This window comes from Terracoccus luteus, assembly GCF_003635045.1.
Lineage (GTDB): Bacteria > Actinomycetota > Actinomycetes > Actinomycetales > Dermatophilaceae > Terracoccus > Terracoccus luteus.
Map to the genome: position 1 here is coordinate 2,443,711 of NZ_RBXT01000001.1, position 22,543 is coordinate 2,466,253.

Below are 22,543 nucleotides of genomic sequence, written 5' to 3' on the forward strand. Positions count from 1 at the left end.
GCCCCGCCCTCATCCTTCACCGACCGCCGCGAGCAGCCGGCGGCCCTGGGCGAGCACGACCTCGCGCAGCTCGGGGGGCGACAGCACCTCGAACGGCCACGGGAGCAGGGCGATGTGCAGCGCCATGCCCGCGAGGTCGTTGCCGCCCGCCTCGAAGACGCAGTGGTCGGGCCCGTCGGCCGTCACCGTGCCGACCGACGGCGGCACCCGCTCGTCGACCTCCCGTCTCGGCGCCGCGATGCGCACCCGCGCCACGTGGTCGTAGCCCGACTGCGTGATCGAGCGCCGCACGAAGGTGGCCGCGTCGGGCGCCTCCCGCGGGCGGAAGCGCCACCCCCGGGCCCGGATGCCGTGCACCCGGTCGAGGCGGAACGTGCGCCAGTCGTCGCGGTCGAGGTCGAAGGCCATGAGGTACCAACGCCGCCCGGTCGACACGAGCCGGTACGGCTCGACCCGCCGCTCCCCCTCGCCGCGCGGGCCGACGTAGTCGAAGACGACCTGCTCGGTCTCGCGGACGGCCCGGGCCAGGGTCAGCAGCGTGCGCGAGTCGACGATGGGTCCGGTCGAGTCGAGGGTCACCGTCGCCTCGTGGATCGCCTCGACCTGCCCGCGCAGCCGCCCCGGCAGCACCTGGTCGAGCTTGGCCAGAGTGCGCACCGCCGCCTCGCCGAGCCCCTCGACCGTGCCGCCGGCGGCGAGGCGCAGACAGACCGCGACGGCGACCGCCTCGTCGTCGTCGAGCAGCAGCGGGGGCAGCCGTCGCCCGGCCCCGAGCTGGTAGCCACCGCCGGCCCCCTGCGCCGCGTTGACGGGGTAGCCGAGGTCCCGCAGCCGGTCGACGTCGCGGCGCACGCTGCGCGTCGTCACCCCTAGCCGCTCGGCCAGCTCGGTCCCGCTCCAGACCGGCCGTGACTGGAGGAGGTCGAGCAGGCGCAGGACACGTCTCGTGGGACCGCGCCCACCGGCATCCCGGCCCTGCGCCCCGCCGGGCACCCCGGGCACCCCGGGCACCCCGGGCACCCCGGGCAATCCATCGACATGGTCGCTCGTCATGCCCACACCCTCGCAGAGACTGCGGACAGGAACTGTCCTAGTTGGTCGAGAGAGTCGTGTCATGAACTCCACGACGGCCATCGACGTCAACGACCTGCTCGTCGAGCAGGTCGACTGGCACTGGCGGACCCAGCTGCGCCCCCGACTCGACGGGCTCACCGACGACGAGTACCTCTGGGAGCCGGTGGCCGGTATGTGGTCGGTGCACCCGCGCGGCCACGGGCGCACCGAGCTGCAGGGCGGCTCGGGCGACACGACCATCGACTTCGCCCACCCCGAGCCGACGCCCGCCCCGGTCACGACGATCGCGTGGCGCATCGCGCACCTCGTCGTCGGCGTCCTCGGGATGCGGGTGCACGGCCACTTCGGCGGGCCGCCCGTCGACTACCTCGGCTTCGACTACTCCCCGACCGCAGCCGGTGCGCTGGCCCAGCTCGACGAGCAGTACGCCGCCTGGCTCGCCGGCGTCCGCGGCTGGGGCGAGGAGGGTCTGCGCGAGCCGTGCGGCCCGGCCGAGGGACCCTGGGCCGAGCACTCCCGCGCCGACCTCGTCGCCCACATCAACCGCGAGCTGATCCACCATGGCGCCGAGCTCGCGCTGCTACGCGACCTCTACGCCCACCGCACGACCGAAACCCAGGAGAACTGACATGCCGTTCCACGTCCCACCCGTCGCCGACGAGCGCGAGGCCCTCATCGCCTTCCTCGACATGCAGCGCGACGCCTTCCCCGCCGCCGCCTACGGCCTCACCGAGGAGCAGATCCGCCTTGCACCGACCGCCGGCGCCCTGTCGATCGGCGGCCTCGTCAAGCACGTCACGACGTGTGAGCGCGAGTGGGCCGACCGCATCGCCGCCGCCCCCGAGGCGCCCACGGCTCCCGACGCCTCCGCCGAGGACCAGGAGCAGGCGTGGGGCGACGACTTCAGGGTCACCGACGACGACACCCTCGAGAGCCTGCTCGCCGCACTGGCCGAGGTGGGCGAGCGCACGCGCACCCTGCTGCGTACCGCCGACCTCGACGCCCCCGTCCCGGTGCCGCGCGACGCCCCGTGGTTCCCGCAGGACGTCGACGCGTGGTCGGTGCGCTGGGTGGCCATGCACGTCGTGGAGGAGCTGGCCCGACACGCGGGTCACGCCGACATCGTGCGCGAGTCCATCGACGGCGCCACGCTCTACGAGCTCGTGGCCGGGCGCGACGGCGTCCCCGAGACGCCGTGGCTCAGGCCGTGGCGCCCGCGCGAGGCCACTGCGCAGGACTGACCCCACCGCACCGGATGCCGGCCGGTCGACCCACGTCGCCCAGCCGGCTCCCAGCGCGCTCCCAGCGGCACCGACGCCCGGCGTTTGTACAGTGACGGCATGACGACGACGGCCACGGTGAACGTGCGGGGGCGGGTGCAGCGGTTCGTCGCGGCGCTCGACACCCACGAGCGCACCGCCGCCCCAGTCGCCGACCCGCGACAGCGGCGCGGCCTGCGCGTCGAGACCCTCATCGTGCTCGGCGTCTCCCTCGGCAGCTCGGCCGTTTACTCCGTGCTGCAGATCATCGACAAGCTGACCCGCGCCGCACCCCTGTCGGCCCAGACGACGTCGATGAACAACAGCCAGACGCCCGACCGGCCCTGGCTCGACCTCGCCTACCAGCTCGTCAACATCGCCATGCCGCTCGTACCGGTGCTGCTGGCCCTCTACCTGCTGGGCCACGTCGCCCGCCCGGCGGTCGGCGTGCGCGCGGGCCGCTTCATCGGCCTCGACCGCCGTGAACCCGGCCGAGACCTCGCCCGCGGGGCGGCACTCGCCGCGCTCATCGGTATCCCCGGTCTCGGTCTGTACCTGCTCGCCAAGGCGCTCGGCGTCAACACCCAGGTCGCGGCGGCCAACCTCACCGCCGTCTGGTGGGCGGCGCCCGTGCTCGTGCTCGCCGCCGTCGGCAACGCGGTGCTCGAGGAGGTCGTCATGGTCGGCTACCTGCTGACCCGCTGGCGGCAGACGGGGTGGTCGTGGCCGCTCGCCATCGGGCTGTCGGCCGTCATCCGCGGCAGCTACCACCTCTACCAGGGGTTCGGCGGGTTCGTCGGCAACATCGCGATGGGGCTCATCCTCGGCGTCGTCTTCGCGCGCACCCGGCGGGTCATGCCGCTCGTCGTCTGCCACACCCTGCTCGACGTCGTCGCCTTCGTCGGCTACACCCTGCTGCGCGCCAACGGCGTCTCGCTCTAGGTCGGCACGGCGACCCCAGCGGGTCTGCATACGATGTCGCCCATGAACTCGGCCCGGCAGGTGCGTGCCCGCCTGCTCGGGGACCCGGCCGACGACTTCCGGCGGCTGCGATGGCTCGGCTGGGGCGGGCCGCTGTTCTTCATGCTCGTCGGCGGGTTCATCCGCTTCTGGCACGTCGGCTCGCCGCACGAGCTCGTCTTCGACGAGACGTACTACGTCAAGCAGGGCTGGTCGATGACCCAGTTCTGGTTCGAGATGAAGAACAACCCGGTGCTCGACGAGGCCAAGCAGGTCGACCAGCACTTCACAGCGAACGACCCGATGATCTACGGCACCGAGGGCGACTTCGTCGTGCACCCACCGGTCGGCAAGTGGCTCATCGGCTGGGGGGAGGTGCCGTTCGGCATCCTCAACTCCTTCGGCTGGCGCTTCGCGGTCGCCCTCGCCGGCACGCTCTCGATCCTCATGCTCGGCCTCATCGCCCGTCGCCTGTTCCGCTCCGACCTGCTCGGCACCGTCGCCGCCGCGCTGCTCGCCTTCGAGGGCCACCACTTCGTCCACTCCCGTACGGGGCTGCTCGACATCTTCGTCATGTTCTTCGGGCTCGCCGCCTTCGGGGCGCTGCTCGTCGACCGCGACCGGGCCCGGGCGGTGCTCGCCGAGAAGGTCGCGGGCCGGCCACGCGACCTCGTCTCGTGGTGGGGCCCGTGGCTGGGCTGGAGACCGTGGCGGTGGGTGGCCGGGGTGATGCTCGGCCTGTCCACCGGCACCAAGTGGTCGGGCCTCTACTTCGTCGTCTTCTTCGGCGTCATGACGGTGCTGTGGGACGTCGGCGCCCGGCGGGCGGCCGGCATCCGGGGCTGGACCGTCGGCGGTGTTCTCAAGGACGGCCCCTACGCCTTCGTCCAGCTCGTCGGCACGACCGTCGTCGTCTACGTCGCCAGCTGGACCGGCTGGATCCTCACCACGGGCGGCAGCTTCCGCACCTGGGCCGAGACGAACCCGACGACGCACACGTGGCTGCCCGACTGGTGGCGTTCGCTGTGGGCCTACCACCAGCAGATGTTCACCTCGACGCAGGCGATCGACAACGAGCACCCGTACCGCACCAGCCCGTGGTCGTGGCTCATCCAGGGCCGCCCGACGTCCTTCTTCTACCAGGGGCCGAAGCTCGGCGACCAGGGCTGCACCGTCGACCAGTGCAGCCGGGCCATCACCTCCATCGGCACCGTCACGGTGTGGTGGGGCGCGACGCTCGCCATCGTCGTGCTGCTGTTCATGTGGGCGCTGCGCCGTGACTGGCGCGCCGGCGCGGTGCTCTGCGGGCTGGCCGCCGGCTACCTGCCGTGGTTCTTCCTCGCCGACCGCACCATCTACTCCTTCTACGAGGTCGCGTTCGTGCCGTGGGTGGTGCTGGCCTGCGTCTACGTGCTCGGCCTGCTCATCGGGGGCAGCGAGGCCTCGCCCGGACGGCGCCGCGTCGGGATCGCGGTGACCGGCGTCTTCGTGCTCTCGACCATCGCGCTGTTCGCGTTCTTCTACCCCATCTACACCGGCCAGGTGATCCCGCTGCAGGAGTGGCAGCGGCGCATGTGGTTCCCCAGCTGGGTGTGACAGCCGGTTTCTCGGCCCCTGCGGCCGGGTGGTACATTTCCTGACGCACGAGGGGCTGTGGCGCAGTTGGTAGCGCGTCTCGTTCGCAATGAGAAGGCCCGGGGTTCGAATCCCCGCAGCTCCACCCCGAGACGAAGGCCCGGTCACCCGACCGGGCCTTCGGCGCATCCCGGGTACGTCCTTCCCATGAGCGCTCCCGAGCCGGTCGACACCATCGTCATGGACGTCGACGGCACCCTCGTCGACAGCAACTACCAGCACGCCCTCGCCTGGTACCGCGCCTTCCGCCGGTACGGGGTCACCGAGCCGGTGTGGCAGATCCACCGGGCCGTCGGCATGGGCGGTGACCAGCTCGTCGCGCACGTCGCCGGCGACGAGGTCGAGCGTCAGCACGGTCACGCGCTGCGCGACGCGTGGACCGAGGAGTTCGACCCCATGCTGCCCGAGGTCGCCCCGCTGCCCGGTGCCCACGAGCTGTTGCAGGCCGTCAAGGATGCCGGCCTGACCCTCGTGCTCGCCAGCTCGGGCCAGCAGCAGCACATCGACGCCTTCCTCGACCTCGTCGACGGGCGTGACCTCGCCGACGGGTGGACGTCGTCGGACGACGCCGACGCGAGCAAGCCGGCCCCCGACCTGCTGCAGGTCGCGTTGGAGAAGGTGGGCGGGCGCCGGGGCCTCATGGTCGGCGACTCCATCTGGGACGCGCGGGCGGCCGCCAACGCCGGCATGCCCTGCGTCGCCATCCTCACCGGCGGCTTCTCGGAGCAGGAGCTGCGCGAGGCCGGCGCCCGCGAGGTGTACCACTCCCTCGACGACCTGCGTGCGGCCATCGCGTCGGGCGAGCTGACCGGCGGCGGCGAGCCGTCACCCCGATGAGCCCGCGGGCCCTCGTCGGCGTCTCGGGCTGGCGCTACCCGCGCTGGCGCGGCGACTTCTACCCGACGGGCCTGCCCCAGCGGCTCGAGCTGACCTACGCCGCCGAGCGCATGACCTCGGTCGAGCTCAACGGCTCGTTCTACTCGCTGCAGAGGCCGGCGTCGTACGCCGGCTGGTACGAGGCCACCCCGCCGAACTGCGTCCTCGCCGTCAAGGGCGGCCGGTTCGTCACCCACCTGAAGCGGCTGCGTGGGGTCGAGCGGGCCCTGGCCAACTTCTTCGCCTCCGGCGTGCTCGTGCTCGGCGAGAAGCTCGGTCCCGTGCTGTGGCAGCTGCCGGAGACGATCGAGTTCGACCCCGGCCTCGTCGGTGACTTCCTCGCCCTGCTCCCCCGCGACACCGACGCCACCGCCGCGCTGGCCGTGACGCACGACGGGAAGGTCAAGGGCGTCGACACCACGCCCCGCACCCACGGCGCGGTGCGGCACGCGCTGGAGCCCCGGCATCCGAGCTTCGACAGCGACCGGGCCCGTGCTCTCTGCGCCGAGCACGGGGTGGCGATCGTCGTCGCCGACAGCGCGGGCCGCTGGCCGACGATGCCCGATGCGACGAGCGACTTCCGTTACGTGCGCCTGCACGGCGAGACCGAGCTCTACGCCAGCGGCTACACCGACGCCTCGCTGGACCGCTGGGCGAAGCAGTGCGAGACCTGGCTCGGCGAGGGTCACGACGTGCACGTCTACTTCGACAACGACGCCCGCGGGCACGCTCCACACGACGCGGTGCGCCTGCTCGCCCGGCTCGGGGTGCCCACCGCCGCCACCACCACGCCGGACGCCACCTGACGCGGCCCGCCCGCTGCGGCTAGGTTCGTCGTGTGAGCCGCAGCGTCTACGTCGCCTCCCCCGAGGGTCTCACCGGAAAGTCCGCGGTGGCGCTCGGCCTGCTCGACGCGCTCGTGCGCGAGGTGGGCTCGGTGGGGGTGTTCCGCCCGCTCACCACCCTCGGCGGCTCGGGCCCCGACGAGGAGATCGACCACATCGTCGACATGCTCGTCAGCCAGCCCGGCATCGAGCAGACGTACGAGGAGGCGCTCGGCGTCACGTACGCCGACGCCCGGCAGGACGACGACGAGGCCCTGCACGTCATCGTCGAGCGGTTCGGCCGCCTGCAGGAGCGCTTCGACGTCGTGATCGTGCTCGGCAGCGACTACACCGACGTCTCGACCGGCACCGAGCTGTCGTTCAACGCGCGCGTCGCGGCCAACCTCGGCTCGCCCGTCGTGCTCGTCGTGCACGGTCGTGACCGCACCCCCGAGCAGGTGGCCGTCGCCGCCGAGGGCGCGATCGGCGAGCTGCGCGCCAACCACGCCACCCCGGTGGCCGTCATCGCCAACCGGGTCGAGGGTGACGAGGTCGAGGCCGTGCGCGGCGCCCTCACCCGCCTCGGGATGCCGGTCACCGCGGCCCTGCCGGAGAGCCCCCTCCTGCGCGCCCCCACCTTCCGGGCCCTGGCGCAGGCGACCGGCGCCCAGCTCGTGCTCGGCACGGACGCGTGGATGGACCGCGACAGCCTCGGCCTCGTCGTCGCCGCGATGAGCCTGCCCAACGTGCTGTCGCGGCTCGAGACCGACGTCACCGTCATCGCCCCGAGCGACCGCACCGACCTCGTCCCCGGCCTCATGCTCGCGCACCAGTCGGGCACCTTCCCCAGCCTCGCCGGCATCCTGCTGACGGGTGGCTACGAGATCCCCGACACGATCCGGCGGCTGTCGGCGGGCGTGCAGCAGGACCTCCCCATCGCCCTCACCGACCTCGGCACCTTCACGACGGCCGAGCGGCTCATGCAGGTGCGCGGGCCGATGACGAAGGGGTCGCGCAACAAGATCGAGACGGCGCGACGGCTCTTCTCCGAGGGCGTCGACCAGGCCGCGCTGCTCGAGGCCATCGACGTGTCGGGGTCGGAGGTGCGCACCCCGCTCATGTTCGAGTTCCAGCTCATGGAGCGGGCGCGCAGCGACCGCAAGCACATCGTGCTGCCCGAGAGCCAGGACGACCGCATCCTCGAGGCGGCGGCGATCCTGCTGCGTCGGGGCGTCGCCGACCTCACGCTGCTCGGCGACGAGAACACCGTGCGGGCGAGGGCCTCGGCGCTCGCCCTCGACCTCGACGAGGCGGCGGTGGTCTCGCCGACCGACCCGCTGCTCGTCGACCGCTTCGCCGCCGAGTACACGAAGCTGCGGGCGCACAAGGGCGTCACGTTCGAGCGGGCCCGTGAGCTCGTCACCGACATCTCGTACTTCGGCACGATGATGGTGCACCTCGGCCTCGCCGACGGCATGGTCTCGGGCGCCGTCAACACGACCGCGCACACCATCCGCCCCGCCCTCGAGTTCATCAAGACGCGGTCGGGCGTGCGCACGGTGTCGAGCGTCTTCCTCATGTGCCTCGACGACCGCGTGCTCGTCTACGGCGACTGCGCCGTCATCCCCGACCCGACCACCGAGCAGCTCGCCGACATCGCCGTGTCGTCGGCCGAGACCGCCCGCCAGTTCGGCATCGAGCCGCGCGTGGCGATGCTGTCGTACTCGACCGGCACGTCCGGCTCCGGCGTCGAGGTCGAGAAGGTGCGGGCCGCGACCGCGCTCGTCGCCGAGCGTGACCCGGCGCTGCTGCTCGAGGGACCGATCCAGTACGACGCGGCCGTCGACCCCGTCGTCGGGGCGGCGAAGCTGCCGGGCTCGCCCGTCGCGGGGCGCGCGACCGTCTTCATCTTCCCCGACCTCAACACCGGCAACAACACGTACAAGGCGGTGCAGCGCAGCGCCCACGCGGTCGCGGTCGGCCCGGTGCTGCAGGGCCTGCGGCGCCCCGTCAACGACCTCTCGCGCGGCGCCCTCGTCGACGACATCGTCAACACCGTCGCCATCACCGCCGTGCAGGCGCAGGGCCTGCCGCCCAGCCCACCACCCCCGGGGACACCGTGACCGAACCGCCCACGCAGCCGACCACCGAACCGACCACCGACCAGCCCGTCCTCGTCCTCAACGCGGGCTCCTCGTCGCTGAAGTACCAGCTCGTCGTGCCCGAGAGCGGGCACGTGCTCGCCTCGGGCACGGTCGAGCGCATCGGCGAGGGCGGCGGCGACGGGGGTGGTGGCCCCGCCGACCACGCCGAGGCGCTGCAGCAGATGCAGCAGCGGCTGCGCGACGACGGCGTCGACCTGCAGGCCGTCGGGCTGCGCGCCGTCGGCCACCGCGTCGTGCACGGCGGTCCCGACTTCAGCGACCCGGTGCTCGTCGACGACGAGGTGCTGAGCCGGGTGCGCGACCTCGTGCCCCTCGCCCCGCTGCACAACCCCGGCGCCATCACCGGCATCGAGGCGGCGCAGGAGGCCTACGACGTGCCGCAGGTGGCCGTCTTCGACACCGCCTTCTTCAGCGACCTGCCCGCCGCTGCCGCGACGTACGCCCTGCCGCGCGACCTCGCCCGCGAGCACCGGCTGCGGCGCTACGGCTTCCACGGCACGTCGCACCGCTACGTGGCCGGCGCCACGGCCGACCTGCTCGGCCGCCCGCTGGCCGACCTCGACCAGGTCGTGCTGCACCTCGGCAACGGCTGCTCGGCCTCGGCCGTGCACGGCGGCCGCGCCGTCGACACCTCGATGGGGCTCACCCCCCTCGAGGGGCTCGTCATGGGCACGCGCTCGGGCGACGTCGACCCCGGCCTGCACGCCTTCCTCCACCGCGAGGCGGGCCTCTCGCTCGACGAGGTCGACGAGCTGCTCAACAAGCGGTCCGGCCTGCAGGGCATCGCCGGGGTCAACGACTTCCGCGAGGTGGTGCGCCGCAAGGATGCCGGTGACGACGACGCGCGCCTCGCCTTCGACGTCTTCGTCCACCGTCTCAAGCACTACGTCGGCGCGTACCTGGCCCAGCTCGGCCGCCTCGACGTCCTCGTCTTCACCGCCGGCATCGGGCAGAACAGCCCGCCGGTGCGCGCGGCCGTCGTCGAGGGTCTCGGCGGGCTCGGCCTCTCGGTCGACCCGGAGCGCAACGAGGCCCGTAAGAACGAGGCCCGGGTCATCTCGCCCGACGGCTCCCCCGTGACGGTCGCCGTCGTACCGACGAACGAGGAGCTCGCCATCGCCCGCCAGGCGGCCGAGGTGCTCAGCCGCGGCTGAGCACCTCGCGCAGCGAGAGGGGTAGGCGGCCGGTGAGCCGCTCGACGTCATCGGTCACGCCGGCCAGCTCGCCGGCCGCGATGGCGGTGTACGTCGACACCCAGGCGTCGACCTGCCAGTCGGGCGCGCCGTAGACCGCACGGCTGGCGTACGCCTCCTCGACGGTCTCGTCGACGTACGTCGTCTCCAGTCCCTGCACCTCGGCCACGACGTCGGCCACCTCCGCCAGGGTCAGCGCCTCCGGTCCCGTCAGCGAGTACGTCTCCCCCGCGTGTGCGGCCGGGTCGCGCAGCACGGCCCCGGCGGCCGCCGCGATGTCGGGGTGCGACACGGCCGCCACGCGCCCGTCGCCGGCGGGCCCACGGATGGCGCCGTCCTCGCCGCGCAGCTGCCCGAAGAACTCGAGGTAGAGGTTGTCGCGCAGGAAGGTCCACGCCATGCCGGAGGCCCGCAGCGCCTCCTCGGTCGCCGCGTGGTCGCGGGCGAGGGTGAAGGTGGCGTCGGGCGCGGCCCCGTAGAACGAGACGTAGACGACGTGGCCCACGCCGGCCCGGGCGGCGGCCCGCACGAACCCGAGGTGCTGGCCGAGGCGGTCGGGGTGCTCGGCGGCCGAGACCATGAAGAGCGTCCGTACCCCCTCGAGGGCGCGCACGGCCTCGTCGTCGTCGCCGTAGGCACAGCGCCGCACGTCGGCGCCGTCCAACGCGGGCGCCCGGTCGGGGTTGCGCACGAGCAGCCGCTGCCGGATGCCGTCGGCCGCGAGGTCACGGGCCACGAGCCCACCCAGCCACCCGGTCGAACCCGTCACGGCCAGCGCTGGTGCGTCCATCGGCCCATGCTAGGGCGCGGACGGCACGGGCCGGGGTGCGCCGGGCATACGGTTGGGTCGTGACCGACAAGACCACGCCCCCCACCGACGCCCCTGCCGCGGCGCCGGTCGCCGGGGCGCACCACGACCAGGCGGACGTCCCCGCCGCCCGACCCGACCCGCTGTCCCCGCAGTCCATCGCCCGCCACACCGACGGCAGCCGCGCCGTGCCGCCGCTCGTGCGCGCCACGAGCGAGTGGGCCGCCCGGCTGCTCGTCATCGGGGTCGGGCTCTACGCCCTCGCCTGGGTGCTGCGCCAGGTGTCCGAGATCGTCGTGCCCATCGCCATCGCCGTGCTGCTCACGGCGCTGCTCGGCCCGCTCGCCAAGTGGCTGCAGCGCTGGATGCCGGCCGGCCCGGCCACGGGCTTGACCCTCGTCGGCCTCCTCGTCGTCGTCGGCGGCCTGTTCACCCTGGTCGGCTCGCAGTTCTCCAGCGGGTTCTCCGACCTCACCAACCAGGTGGCCGGCGGCCTCGAGCAGGTGCGCGACTGGGTGCGCACCACCTTCAAGATCACCGACTCGCAGTTCAACGACTACTTCGACACCCTCCGGCAGCAGGTCGGCAACAGCGGCAACCTCGGCGACACGGCATCCTCGATCGGGCTGAGCGCGACGCACTTCGTCGCCGGCATCTTCATCGCCCTGTTCGCCTTCTTCTTCTTCACCTACCAGGGCTCGAGCATCTGGGCCTGGGTCGTGCAGCTCTTCCCCCGGGTGGCGCGCCCGCGGGTCAACTCCTCCGGCCTCATCGCGTGGGGACAGCTGTCGGCGTTCGTGCGCGCGACGGTCATCGTCGCGCTCGTCGACGCCATCGGCATCGGCCTCGGCGCCGCCATCCTCAAGGTGCCCTTCGCCCTCGCGATCGGCATCCTCGTCTTCCTCTTCGCCTTCATCCCGATCGTCGGTGCGCTGCTCTCGGGCGCGGTCGCCGTGCTGCTCGCGCTCGTCGCGCACGGCCCCGGCATCGCGCTCATCATGCTCGCCGTCGTCATCGCCGTGCAGCAGGTGGAGTCGCACGTGCTGCAGCCGTTCCTGCTCGGCAAGGCCGTGCACGTGCACCCGCTGGCCGTGATCCTCGCGGTGGCGGGCGGGTCGGTCGTCGCCGGCATCGTCGGCGCGCTGACGGCGGTGCCCTTCGCCGCCGTCGTCAACGCGGTCGGCCGGCACCTGCTCTCGGGCGAGACGCCCGACGACATCAGGAGACAGCTCGAGGAGACCGCCGACGAGGGCGGCTCCACCGCCCAGTCGTAGCCCCCGCGCCACCGGACGCACCCTGACACGCGAGAACCCCACCGAGCCGAGCTCGGTGGGGTTCTCGCGTACCGGGTGCAGGCGCCCTGTGGGGCGACCGGCGGACGGCTACTGCGAGGCGGCGCGACGGGCGAACAGGCCGCGCTCGTCGAGCTCGTCGGCCTCGTCGGCGAACTCGGGGGTGGCGAAGACGTCGGCGGGGATGCCGTTCTCGGTGAGGCGGGGCTCGGCCTTCGCCTTGAGCGTGTACGTCGGGCGGGGCACGGGGACGGGGCTCCACGTGCCCGCGGCGGGCTCGGCGACCTCGTCGATCTGAGCGGCCGGGGCGGCCTGCGAACCGGCGGACGGACCCGTGGGCCGGGCCGCCGCAGCGGCCGTCTCGGCCTGGAGGTCGAAGGGCTTCGAGGCGGACGACACGGCCGGCGACGGGTCGGACGCGGCCGGGGCAGCAGCCGAGCGGCCCGTCTGCGAGGGGCGGGCGTAGAGGTGCGAGGCGACGGCCTGGGTGTCGTCGACCGAGGGCACGAAGGCGTCGTCGGCGTCGTCCACCACGTACTCGTCACGCGAGCGGGCGCGGTCGGAGGCCGCCTCGGTGCGCAGCCACACGACGACGGCGGCGACCGTCAGCAGGGAGAAGGGGATCGAGATCCAGGTCAGGGTGCCCGTGGCGACGAGCACGACCGAGACCGGCACCCAGAGCAGGGCCGCGAGCAGCAGGCCGGCCCGCAGCCGTCGCTGGCCGAGGGTGGGGCCCTCCGGTCGCACGGTGGACGGGCGGCGGGGCGGGGTCATCGGGGGCACCTCTGCGGTCTGGGGTCGGGCGGTCGTCGGTCGCGACGTCTCGGGACGAGCCGCCGGTGAACCGGTGACCGAGGGTATGGCGGCGACCTGTCGGCGCGAACCCGACCTGGCCGACAGCGGCGACCGGGCCGGGGTGACGGAGGCCCGGGCCGCGGACGATCGACGCTGCAGCACCCGCATGCCGGCGCTGAACGCGTCGGCCGAGCGGGCGGCGGCGGCGTGCTCACGGCGACGGACCCAGTGCTGCACCAGGAAGGCAGCCCAGATCGCGACGATGACGACGAAGATGAGGCTGCCTTGCACGAGCCCAACGGTAGGGCGAACGACGTTGTCTTCCCGGCACATCCGGAGCGTGTCGCCCCAGCGGCCGAACTCGGTTCGCCGCCGTCAGTCGTCGTCAGCCGTCGTCAGCCGTCCCGGCGTGAGACCCGCCCCAGCAACGAGCCGGCCGACTCGACCTCCTCGCGGGTGACGGCGAAGGTGCGGTGGTCGTGCCACCGGCCGTCGATGTGCAGGAAGCGCTGTCGAACGCCCTCGTCTCGCAGGCCCAGCCGCTGCACGACGGCCAGCGACGCCGTGTTGTCGCCGCGGACGTTGACCTCCACGCGGTGCAGCCCGGCCGGGCCCAGCGCGTGGTCGGCGACGAGCGCCACTGCGCGCGTGGCGATCCCGCGACCCGTGGCCGACTCGGCGAGCCAGTAGCCCACGGCCGCCGACTGCTGGGCCGCCCGCACGATGCCGAAGAGGTGCACCTGTCCGACGATGGCCCCGCCGACCTCGATGCACCACGGCAGCGACAGGTCGTCGCGGGCGTCGGCGTCGAGGTCATGCACGAAGCGCCGGAACGACACCGTCGGTCGCGGGCCGGACCCCGGCGGCAGCGTCGGCTCCCACGGCGCGACGAACGAGGCGTTCTCGCGGCGCACGCGGTGCCACTCCTGCTGGTCGGCGACGGTCAGCGGACGCAGCACGATCGCCGGATCGGCACTCGCGTCTCGCAGCACGAGGGGCCACGGCCCCGGTGACCCGGTCGTCGTCGACCGGCGCCCCCCGAGCCACTCAGGCCTGCGGATGGTCGCCCCCCGCGAGCTGCGACAGGGCGTGACCGAGGACGGGCTCGAGGACGTCGAGGGCGTCGCGCACGCCGCCGCGCGACCCCGGCAGGTTGGCCACGAAGGTCGCCCCCGTCGTGCCGACGAGGCCGCGCGACAGCATCGCCGTCGGCACGCCCTTGGCGACGCCGGCGGAGCGCAGCGCCTCGGCGACGCCGGGCACGAGCCGCTCGAGCAGCGGGGCGGTGCGCTCGGGCGTCTCGTCGGTCGGGGTCAGACCGGTGCCCCCGGTCGTCAGCACGACGGCGGGCCGGGCGTCGAGGGCCTCGGCCAGGGCCCGCCCGAACGGCTCCCCGTCGGCCACCACGACGGCATCCGGCACCTCGAAGCCCCACGCGCGCAGCCGCTCGACGACGACGGGGCCCGACGTGTCGGCGTAGACCCCGGCGGAGGCACGGTTCGACGACGTGATGACGACGGCCCGGCGGCCGGCGCCGAACGGCTCACTCACGCCAGTCCCCCGAGCGACCGCCCGACTTGGCCGTCACCCGCACGTCGGTGATGCGGGCGTGCTTGTCGACCGCCTTGACCATGTCGACGAGGGCGAGGGCGGCGACGCTGACGGCGGTGAGCGCCTCCATCTCGATGCCGGTGCGGTCGGCCGTGCGCACGGTGGCCTCGATCATCACGCCGTCGTCGACGACGGTGACGTCGACGTGCGCCGCGTGTACCGCCACGGGGTGCGCGAGCGGGATGAGCTCGGGCGTGCGCTTGACGGCCTGGATGCCGGCCAACCGGGCCACGCCGAGGGCGTCACCCTTGGGCACGGCCCCCTCACGCAGGGCCGAGACGGCCGCGGCACTGAGCAGCACCCGCCCGGCGGCGCTCGCCTCGCGCGCGGTGACGGCCTTGGCCGAGACGTCGACCATGTGCGCCGTCCCGTCGGACCGGACGTGGGTCAGGCCACCGGTGCGGCCGTGGTCGTCGGGATGCGGTGACACCTCAGACCTCGAAGTCGAGCAGCACGACGTCGACGACGTCGCCCGAGTCGAGCTGCGTGACGTCGTCGGGGACGACGAAGAGGGCGTTGGCCTTGGCGAGGTCACCGACGAAGTGTGACCCCTGACCGGCGACCGGCGCCGCGATGAGCGGCCCGTCGGGCGAGCGGGTCACGACGGCACGGCCGAACTGGCGACGACCGTCGGGCGAGGTGACGCCCGAGGTGAGGGCGGCCCGGCGCAGGCGGCGCTTCTCCGGCTGCAGACGCATGAGCCGGCGCAGGGCGGGTCGCACGAAGACCTCGAACGAGACGAACGACGACACGGGGTTGCCGGGCAGGGCGAAGAGCGGCACGCGGCGACCACCCGGCCCGGTGAGGAAGCCGAAGCCCTGCGGCTTGCCCGGCTGCATGGCGACCTTGACGAAGTCGACGCCCTCCGAGGACAGCGCGCTCTTGACTACGTCGTACGCGCCCATCGACACGCCGCCGCTCGTGATGACGACGTCGGCCTCGCCGACGACCGCGTCGAGCGCGGCGAGCAGCTCGGCCTCGGTGTCGCCGACGGCGGTGCGGATCTCGGCGGTGGCGCCGACGTTGATGGCCTCGGCCCACAGCATCGAGGAGTTGGAGTCGTGGATCTGCCCGCGCCCCAACGGTTCTCCGGGGCTCACGAGCTCGGCGCCGGTCGAGAGCACGACGACGTGGGGGCGCTGGTGCACCTGCACCTCGGCGTGCCCGCAGGCGGCGAGCACGGCGATCGAGCGCGGGCCGATGACGTCACCGGCCGGGACGACGAGGCTGCCCTGGCGGACGTCCTCGCCGCGGGGGCGCACGTACTGGCCGCGGCGGACCTTGGCGCGGCACTCGACCTGGCCGGCGGCCGCGCCGTCGGTGTCCTCGACGGCGATGACGGCGTCGGCACCCTCGGGCAGCTCGGCGCCGGTCATGATGCGCACCGCCTCACCCGGACCGACACGCAGGGCCTTGCCGTCGCCACCGGCGGCCACCTCACCGACGAGGCGCAGCCGCACGGGCCGCTCCCCCACGCCCGACAGCGAGTCTGCCTGGACCGCGTAGCCGTCCATCGACGAGTTGTCGAAGCCGGGCAGGTCGAGGCGGGAGCGGACGTCACGGGCCACGACGAGGCCCATCGCCTCGGTGAGCGGGAGCGACACCGTCGGGGCCGGCTGCAGGGCGCCGAGGATGGCACGCAGGTGCTGGTCGACGGAGCGGATGTCGCGGTGGCGCGGCGGCCGCGGCCGCTCGCCGATGACGGCTCCGTCCTGGATGCGCGCCAACCCGTCGATGAGCACGTCACCGACGCAGCGCACGTCCTTGCCGAAGACGGGGTCGCCGATGACGCGCAGGCTGGTGCACTCCGCCATCGACGGCACGCCGTGCCGGAAGCGGTTCTCGAAGCCGGGCACGAAGCGGTAGGCGGAGTCGAGGTCGACGTAGGGCTCGGGCCCGGGGCGGGCTGCCACGACGTGGTAGCTGTCGTCGAACGAGAAGTAGTCGGAGCGCAGCACGAGCAGGTCGTTCGTCGTCTTGACCGGGCGGAAGCGGGTGCGCGGCACGAGGATCGCCTCGGAGCCCTCGAACACCTCGATCGCCGTGCCCATGGCCGACTCGACCTGGATGACCTCGGGGCTGTCGGGGTCGGCCGGGTCGACCGACTTGTGGTTGACGATGATCGGCAGACCGAGCACGCCGCCGTGGCTCGTCATCCGCTCGCGCAGCACCTCGAGGTTGATCCAGATGTTGTTGGCGTTGAAGGTGCTGTGCCGTTCGATGTCGCGGAAGTAGCGCTCCTCCCCCTCCTCGACCATCGCCGTGTCACGCAGGATGAGGCGGCCGTCGCTCTTGCGCACGGCGAGGTGACCGCCCTTGCGGTCGCTCTTGGTGCGGCGGCAGACCTCGGCGACGAATGGGAGGTCGTGCTCGACCATCCACGCCGCGACGTCGGGGTCGCACGTGGCCCCGAGGTTGTCGCTGTTGGACAGGAACGCGAAACGGATCCCCTTGGCCAGCAGCGAGTCGAGCACGCCCGAGGTGACGAGCGAGACGTAGACGTCGCCGTGGCCGGGCGGGCACCACTCGAGCTCGGGGTCGGCCGGCCAGTCGACCGGCGTGAGGGCGCCGGGGCGCAGCTTGGGCTCGGCGTTCTGGATGAACTCGAGCGGCAGGCCGTCGACGGGCAGGTCGGGGTACTTGCCGAGGATCTTCAGCGACTCGTCGCTCGTGCGGAAGCTGTTCATCAGCACGAGGGGCAGCTCGACGTCGTACTGCTCGCGCAGCGAGAGCACCTGCAGGGCGATGATGTCCAGGAAGGTGAGGCCGTCCTTGACCTCGAGCGCCGACTTCGCCCCGGTCATGCCCATGCCGGTGCCCAGACCGCCGTTGAGCTTGATGACGGCCGTCTGTGACAGCGCGCGGCGGGCCTCCTCGGCGTTCACCGGGGCCTCGCCCAGCGCCCTGACCTCGCCGAGCGGCTCGATGGTCGCCTCGGGGATCGTGCCCTCGGCACCGTGCTCCAGCTCGTGGAAGTAGTGCTCGAAGACGGTGATGGCCTCCGGGCCCAGTCCACGCCGTCGCATGCGGTCGACAGCCTCGGCAAGGCCCCTGTGAGTCATGCGTTCCAGAGTACGGTGGACGATGTGGGGCAACTGGGAAACCGCAGAATGAAGCACGGATGAGCGCCCTTGACAAGGGTGATCTGCGTCACGTCCTCCGGCGAGAGCGTCGGGAGCGTGTGGCGGCCCTCACACCGGCCCGTCGCGAGGCCGCCGGGGCAGCCCTCGCGAGCGCCGTGCTCGGCTTCGTCCCACCGGATGCCGGGCCCGCGACGGTCGCCGTGTACGAGTCCCTGCCGGACGAGCCCCCGACCGGTGAGCTCGTGCGACGGCTCGTCGAGGCCGGTCACACCGTGCTCGTGCCGGTGACCCTCGACGACTGGTCACTCGACTGGACCCCGGCCCGCGTCGGCACGGTGGCCGACCGGGCGACGACCTCGAGGACGACCCGCGAGCAGACGGCCGAGGGTCTCACCCTGCTCGGCCCCGACGCCCTCGCCCGGTGCGACCTCGTCGTCGTGCCGGCCCTGGCCGTCGACGCCCACGGGTCACGGCTCGGGCAGGGCGGCGGCTGCTACGACCGGGCGCTCGCGCACCGCGACCCCGCGGCCCCCGTCATCGCCCTCGTGCACGACGGCGAGCTGAGCCCGACGCCCCTGCCCCGCGAGCCGCACGACGTCCCCGTCGACGGCTGGGTCACGACGACCGGGGAGGTCGGTCGGGCGTCCTCAGCCGGCGGGTGACCCCGGCGGCGTGAGCGTCAGCTCGACGTCCGAGGCGTCGCTCACCGCCTGACGGCTGAACGGCCACGGGAACGGCTCGTTCGCGACCCACGCGTTGATCTGGTCGGCGTAGTGCGCGTTGTAGGCGTGCCCCGACTGGCCCGTGGAGTTGACCCAGCGGGAGGCATCGAGGTCGGACAGGTCGACGACCATGCGCATCGACGGACCCGAGGTGACGGCGTAACCGGGCTCCGCGGCATCCCAGCCGTTGGCGTTGACGATCGAGCTGCCGCCGCCGAGCTCGATGCCGCCGCGGTCGAAGATGCTGCGGACGACCTCCGGCAGCGACGGGTCGCCCATGACCTGGTGCGTGAGCTCGAGCTGGTGCAGCCGGCCCCAGCGCCACGTCGCCGGCACCTTGCCGAGCTCGCGGGCCAGGTCGAGGCGCGCCTCGACGAGGGCCCGCTTGAGGATCTCGCCCGAGCCCTCGACGACGCCCGGGGTGGTCCGGTCGTCCCACCAGTCGTTGTCTGGGTCCTTGAGCAGCTGCTCCATGACGACCATCCAGCGGCTGCCGCCGTTGGGCGCGATGTCGTTGGGCAGCTCGTCGAACGTGTACTCGAGCAGGTGCTTCCACACCGCGTTGTAGTAGGCGGCCGAGGCCGAGTCGCGGCCCGTGCCGCTCGGCTGGCTGCCGTCCCAGTCGCGCAGCAGCAGCTGCGCCTGGGCGGTGAAGTCGTCGACCTGCACCTGCAGCAGCCGCTCGCTCAGCATCGGCGCGAAGGTGTTGCGCACGTCGCCCTGGATGTCGCTCATCTTCTGCGGCGAGACCTTGCCCGCCCCGTTGATGAGCTCACGGATGCGCTGGGCGCGGAAACCGGCATCCCACTCGGTCGTGAGGAACGGCTCGTCGGCCGCCGTGACGGCCTGGTTGGCCGTGACGATGTAGCCCTCGGGCGGGTCGTAGGCGTACGGCATCTCGTCGAAGGGGACGGTGCCGCGCCAGTCCCACTGGCTGTCCCAGCCGGGCGAGGGCCAGTAGCCGGGGGGCGCACCCGAGGTGGCCGAGCGGCGGACGGGGATGACGCCCGGCGCCTGGTAGCCGATGTGGCCGTCGGTGTCGGCGTAGACGAGGTTCTGCGACGGCACCGCGAACAGCTCGGCGGCGGAGCGGAACTCCTGCCAGCTCGTGGCCCGGTCCATCGCGAAGATGGCGTCGGCGGTCGTGCCGGGGGTCAGGGCGGTCCACGCGAGCGAGACGGCGAAGCTGCTGCTCTGCGGGGCCCCGCGCACGACGACCCGGTCACCGGCCTCCTCCACGGAGGGGACGGCATCCGAGAGGATCGGCCCGTGCACCGTCGAACGGACGGTGATCGGCACGTCGGCGCCGCCGGCGACCTTGATCGTCTCGGTGCGCGACTGCAGCGGCACCTGCTGGCCGTCGCGCAGGTACGTGTCGCCGGTGACCTGCTCGAGGTAGAAGTCGGTGACGTCGGGGCCGAGGTTGGTGAAGCCCCAGGCGACCTTCTGGTTGTGGCCGATGACGACGCCCGGCAGCCCGGAGAACGAGAAGCCGGAGACCTGGAACGGGCACGACGTCGAGAGCGTGCGGCACTGGAGGTTGACCTGGCTCCAGATGCTCGGAATGGCGAGGGACAGGTGCGGGTCGTTGGCGAGCAGCGGCTTGCCCGTCGTCGTGCGCGAGCCGGAGACGACCCACGAGTTCGACCCGATGTCCTCGCCCTTGCCGAAGGTGGCCGGGATGGCCTCGATGGCGGAGGCGGTGCGGTCGAGGGCCGACTGTGTCGTCGGGGCGCGCAGGGCGGACGCGACGGCCGGCACCGGGGCGGCGGCCTGCGACGTGGCGTCGGCCGACCGCGGCTTCCAGTCGTCGGACGACAGGATCGGCAGGTTCCGCTCGTACGGGTAGGGCGGGTAGAGCAGGTTGATCTGGCTGACGGGGGTGCGGCCACCGCGGGAGAGGCGGGCCCGGGTCAGCTCGTCGTCGTAGTCGCCGCGCAGGTCCCACGCCATCGCCTTGAGCCACGCGAGCGAGTCGACGGGCGACCACGGCTCGACCCGGTAGTCGGGGTTGCGGGTGGCGAGCAGGCGGTACTCGAGCGACATGCTCGCGGCCGAGCCCTCGGCCCGGATGTAGGCGTTGACGCCGTCGGCGTACGCCTGCAGGTACTGACGGGTCTCGGGGGCGAGGCGCGGCAGCTCGGCCTCGGCGACGCGGCGCCAGCCCATCGTGCGGATGACCCGGTCGGTCTGCAGGCCGCTCGCGCCGACGAGCTCGGACAGCCGCCCGGCGGTGATGTGGCGGCGCAGGTCCATCTCGAAGAAGCGGTCCTGGGCGCTGACGTAGCCCTGCGCCCGGAAGAGGTCGGTGGCGGTGTCGGCGTAGATCGTCGGGATGCCGCGGGCGTCGCGCGAGACCTGCACCTGACCGCTCAGCCCCTCGACCTCGAGTGTGCCCCCGGTCTGCGGGAAGGGCTGGCGGACGGTCGAGATCGCGAAGATGCTCAGTGCCACCACGGCGACGAGGACGAACGCGAGGGCCGACAGGCCGACGCGGCGGACGAGCTTCTTGCGGGGCACGGGTCGAGACTAGGCGATGCCGCAGGGCCCTTCGCGACGGCGCACGGGCCGGATGGTTGGATGGTCGCAGCGATCGCGGGAGGCCGGGCATGCCGCTGCTGACGACCATCACGTCGTCGGGGATGACCCTCGACGACCTCACGCGTGTGCTCCTCATCGGCTCGCTGGTCATGCTCGTGGCCGTCGCCGCCGTGCGCCTCTCGACCCGCTCGGGCCTGCCGTCGCTGCTCATCTACCTCGCGATCGGCCTCGCCCTCGGAAACGCCGGTGCCGGCATCCAGTTCGACAACGCGTCGGTGACGCGGGTGCTCGGCTACGCCGCCCTCGTGCTCATCCTCAGCGAGGGCGGGCTGACGACGTCGTGGGGCAACATCAAGGATGCCGTCGCACCCGCGGCGGTGCTCTCGACCGTCGGCGTCGCCGTGTCGGTCATCGTCGTCGCGGTCGCGGCGCACACGATCCTGCCGCTGTCGTGGACGATCTCGCTGCTCGTCGGCGCCATCGTCACCTCGACCGACGCGGCGGCCGTCTTCGCGGTGCTGCGCAACGTGCCGCTGCCGAAGCGGCTGTCGGGGATGCTCGAGGCGGAGGCGGGGTTCAACGACGCGCCGGTCGTGATCCTCGTCGTCGCCTTCGCCGCGCAGGGTGTGCCCGGCGCGGAGGCGGAGCCCTGGTACCTGCTCGTCGGCAGCGCCGCCTTCGAGCTCGTCGGCGGGGCGCTCGTCGGCGTCGCGGTGGGCTGGGTCGGCGGGCAGCTGCTCAAGCGGGCGGCGGGCGGGTCGTCGGCGCTGTTCTCCATCGGCATCGTCACCCTCACGGTGCTGGCCTACGCGCTCGGCACGGCCGTGCACGTCTCCGGCTTCCTCGCGACGTACCTGTCCGCGCTCGTGCTCGGCAACATGGGCCTGCCCTACCGCACGGCGTTCCAGAGCTTCGGCAACGCCCTGGGGTGGATCGCGCAGATCGGCCTCTTCGTGCTGCTCGGGCTGCTCGCCGACCCCTTCCGCCTCGACGAGCAGATCGTGCCCGCCGTCGTCATCGGGCTCGTGCTGCTGCTCGTGGCCCGGCCGCTGTCGGTCATCGCGTCGACGTCGTGGTTCGGGCTCTCGTGGCGCGACCAGGCCTTCCTGTCGTGGGCGGGGCTGCGCGGCGCGGTGCCCGTCGTGCTCGCGACCGTGCCGCTCGTCGTCGGCACGCCCGACACCGAGTGGATCTTCGACCTCGTCTTCATGCTGGTCGTCGTCTTCACCATCGTGCAGGCGCCGACGCTGCCGTGGGTGGCCCGCCGGCTCGGGCTCGTCGAGGACGTCCACTCGGTCGACGTCGACCTCGAGAGCACGACCCTCCTCGAGATCGGGGCCGACGTCCTGCAGGTCTCGGTCGGCGACCAGTCGCGCCTGCACGGGGTGGCCGTGTTCGAGCTGCGCCTGCCGAAGGGGGCCAACGTCACCCTCGTCGTGCGCGACGGGGAGTCGTTCGTGCCCGCGCCGCACACGACGATCCGGCACGGCGACCGGTTGCTCGTCGTCGCCCCGTCGAAGGTGCACCACCGCACCGAGCAGCGCATCCGCGCCGTGAGCCGGGACGGGCGGCTGGCGGGCTGGCCGTGATCGCTGGCCCGCTGGCCCGCTGGCCGTGACGTCCGGGGCGCGGGCGCCCGTGCGCGGCTGCGTACACTTCCCTGCGTCACCGCCGCGGTGACCGACCCCTGCACCAGACGCGCGAG

19 protein-coding genes and 1 tRNA gene are annotated in these 22,543 nt (G+C 73.0%); 12 read left to right on the forward strand and 8 right to left on the reverse strand.

Going from position 1 to position 22,543, the window contains the following annotated elements; genetic code table 11:
* Positions 1 to 9 precede the first annotated feature (9 nt).
* On the reverse strand, positions 10 to 1,053 hold the full coding sequence (locus DFJ68_RS11065; protein ID WP_121033192.1) for a helix-turn-helix transcriptional regulator: 1,044 nt from the start codon (positions 1,051 to 1,053) through the stop codon (positions 10 to 12).
* Between the two features lie 61 nt (positions 1,054 to 1,114).
* Here DFJ68_RS11065 and DFJ68_RS11070 point away from each other — a divergent pair, with 61 nt between their 5' ends.
* The 9 genes from DFJ68_RS11070 (at position 1,115) to DFJ68_RS11110 (ending at position 9,947) form a co-directional block, all read left to right on the forward strand.
* Complete coding sequence (locus DFJ68_RS11070; RefSeq protein ID WP_211333346.1) at positions 1,115 to 1,702, forward strand: DinB family protein; 588 nt, start codon at positions 1,115 to 1,117, stop codon at positions 1,700 to 1,702.
* Position 1,703: 1 nt separating this feature from the next.
* Positions 1,704 to 2,315 (forward strand): DinB family protein, encoded by a 612-nt coding sequence (locus DFJ68_RS11075; protein ID WP_121033194.1) that lies wholly within the window; start codon positions 1,704 to 1,706, stop codon positions 2,313 to 2,315.
* Between the two features lie 99 nt (positions 2,316 to 2,414).
* Positions 2,415 to 3,275 (forward strand): CPBP family intramembrane glutamic endopeptidase, encoded by an 861-nt coding sequence (locus DFJ68_RS11080; RefSeq protein ID WP_121033196.1) that lies wholly within the window; start codon positions 2,415 to 2,417, stop codon positions 3,273 to 3,275.
* Between the two features lie 42 nt (positions 3,276 to 3,317).
* The gene (locus DFJ68_RS11085; protein WP_121033198.1) at positions 3,318 to 4,889 is read left to right on the forward strand and encodes a dolichyl-phosphate-mannose--protein mannosyltransferase; all 1,572 of its coding nucleotides are present in this window, start codon (positions 3,318 to 3,320) and stop codon (positions 4,887 to 4,889) included.
* A gap of 51 nt (positions 4,890 to 4,940) precedes the next feature.
* Positions 4,941 to 5,013: transfer RNA gene (locus DFJ68_RS11090), tRNA-Ala, on the forward strand.
* 62 nt (positions 5,014 to 5,075) lie between these two features.
* Positions 5,076 to 5,765, forward strand: a complete 690-nt coding sequence (locus DFJ68_RS11095; protein WP_121033200.1) for an HAD family hydrolase — start codon at positions 5,076 to 5,078, stop codon at positions 5,763 to 5,765.
* A complete protein-coding gene (locus DFJ68_RS11100; protein WP_121033202.1) occupies positions 5,762 to 6,610 on the forward strand; it encodes a DUF72 domain-containing protein in 849 nt (282 codons plus the stop codon). Before DFJ68_RS11095 ends, DFJ68_RS11100 begins: the two co-directional genes overlap by 4 nt.
* A gap of 32 nt (positions 6,611 to 6,642) precedes the next feature.
* Positions 6,643 to 8,751, forward strand: coding sequence for a phosphate acetyltransferase (pta, locus tag DFJ68_RS11105; RefSeq protein ID WP_121033204.1), 2,109 nt, complete (start codon positions 6,643 to 6,645; stop codon positions 8,749 to 8,751).
* Positions 8,748 to 9,947, forward strand: coding sequence for an acetate/propionate family kinase (locus DFJ68_RS11110; RefSeq protein ID WP_121033206.1), 1,200 nt, complete (start codon positions 8,748 to 8,750; stop codon positions 9,945 to 9,947). Before pta ends, DFJ68_RS11110 begins: the two co-directional genes overlap by 4 nt.
* On the opposite strand, the gene DFJ68_RS11115 is transcribed toward DFJ68_RS11110, so the two are convergent.
* Positions 9,934 to 10,776, reverse strand: a complete 843-nt coding sequence (locus DFJ68_RS11115; protein WP_121033208.1) for an SDR family oxidoreductase — start codon at positions 10,774 to 10,776, stop codon at positions 9,934 to 9,936. The two genes, DFJ68_RS11110 and DFJ68_RS11115, sit on opposite strands and share 14 nt — an antisense overlap.
* Positions 10,777 to 10,835: 59 nt before the next feature.
* On the opposite strand from DFJ68_RS11115, the gene DFJ68_RS11120 reads away from it, so the two are divergent.
* The gene (locus DFJ68_RS11120; protein WP_245963594.1) at positions 10,836 to 12,068 is read left to right on the forward strand and encodes an AI-2E family transporter; all 1,233 of its coding nucleotides are present in this window, start codon (positions 10,836 to 10,838) and stop codon (positions 12,066 to 12,068) included.
* Between the two features lie 108 nt (positions 12,069 to 12,176).
* Here DFJ68_RS11120 and DFJ68_RS11125 read toward each other — a convergent pair whose 3' ends face one another.
* From DFJ68_RS11125 to DFJ68_RS11145, 5 genes are all read right to left on the reverse strand, one after another.
* The gene (locus DFJ68_RS11125; RefSeq protein WP_121033212.1) at positions 12,177 to 13,172 is read right to left on the reverse strand and encodes a hypothetical protein; all 996 of its coding nucleotides are present in this window, start codon (positions 13,170 to 13,172) and stop codon (positions 12,177 to 12,179) included.
* A gap of 104 nt (positions 13,173 to 13,276) precedes the next feature.
* On the reverse strand, positions 13,277 to 13,840 hold the full coding sequence (locus tag DFJ68_RS11130; RefSeq protein WP_245963595.1) for a GNAT family N-acetyltransferase: 564 nt from the start codon (positions 13,838 to 13,840) through the stop codon (positions 13,277 to 13,279).
* A gap of 88 nt (positions 13,841 to 13,928) precedes the next feature.
* Positions 13,929 to 14,432 carry a MogA/MoaB family molybdenum cofactor biosynthesis protein gene (locus DFJ68_RS11135; protein WP_121033221.1) on the reverse strand — a complete coding sequence of 168 codons (504 nt, stop codon included), beginning with the start codon at positions 14,430 to 14,432 and terminating at the stop codon, positions 13,929 to 13,931.
* Complete coding sequence (gene moaC / locus DFJ68_RS11140) at positions 14,425 to 14,850, reverse strand: cyclic pyranopterin monophosphate synthase MoaC (RefSeq protein WP_211333478.1); 426 nt, start codon at positions 14,848 to 14,850, stop codon at positions 14,425 to 14,427. Before moaC ends, DFJ68_RS11135 begins: the two co-directional genes overlap by 8 nt.
* A gap of 73 nt (positions 14,851 to 14,923) precedes the next feature.
* The gene (locus tag DFJ68_RS11145) at positions 14,924 to 17,518 is read right to left on the reverse strand and encodes a UTP--glucose-1-phosphate uridylyltransferase (protein WP_245963596.1); all 2,595 of its coding nucleotides are present in this window, start codon (positions 17,516 to 17,518) and stop codon (positions 14,924 to 14,926) included.
* 95 nt (positions 17,519 to 17,613) lie between these two features.
* Between DFJ68_RS11145 and DFJ68_RS11150 the strand changes: the two genes are divergently transcribed.
* Positions 17,614 to 18,237, forward strand: coding sequence for a 5-formyltetrahydrofolate cyclo-ligase (locus DFJ68_RS11150; protein WP_121033228.1), 624 nt, complete (start codon positions 17,614 to 17,616; stop codon positions 18,235 to 18,237).
* Here DFJ68_RS11150 and DFJ68_RS11155 read toward each other — a convergent pair.
* The gene (locus tag DFJ68_RS11155) at positions 18,223 to 20,817 is read right to left on the reverse strand and encodes a penicillin acylase family protein (RefSeq protein WP_121033230.1); all 2,595 of its coding nucleotides are present in this window, start codon (positions 20,815 to 20,817) and stop codon (positions 18,223 to 18,225) included. The two genes, DFJ68_RS11150 and DFJ68_RS11155, sit on opposite strands and share 15 nt — an antisense overlap.
* Positions 20,818 to 20,906: 89 nt before the next feature.
* Between DFJ68_RS11155 and DFJ68_RS11160 the strand changes: the two genes are divergently transcribed.
* The gene (locus DFJ68_RS11160; protein ID WP_121033233.1) at positions 20,907 to 22,427 is read left to right on the forward strand and encodes a potassium/proton antiporter; all 1,521 of its coding nucleotides are present in this window, start codon (positions 20,907 to 20,909) and stop codon (positions 22,425 to 22,427) included.
* Positions 22,428 to 22,543 lie beyond the last annotated feature (116 nt).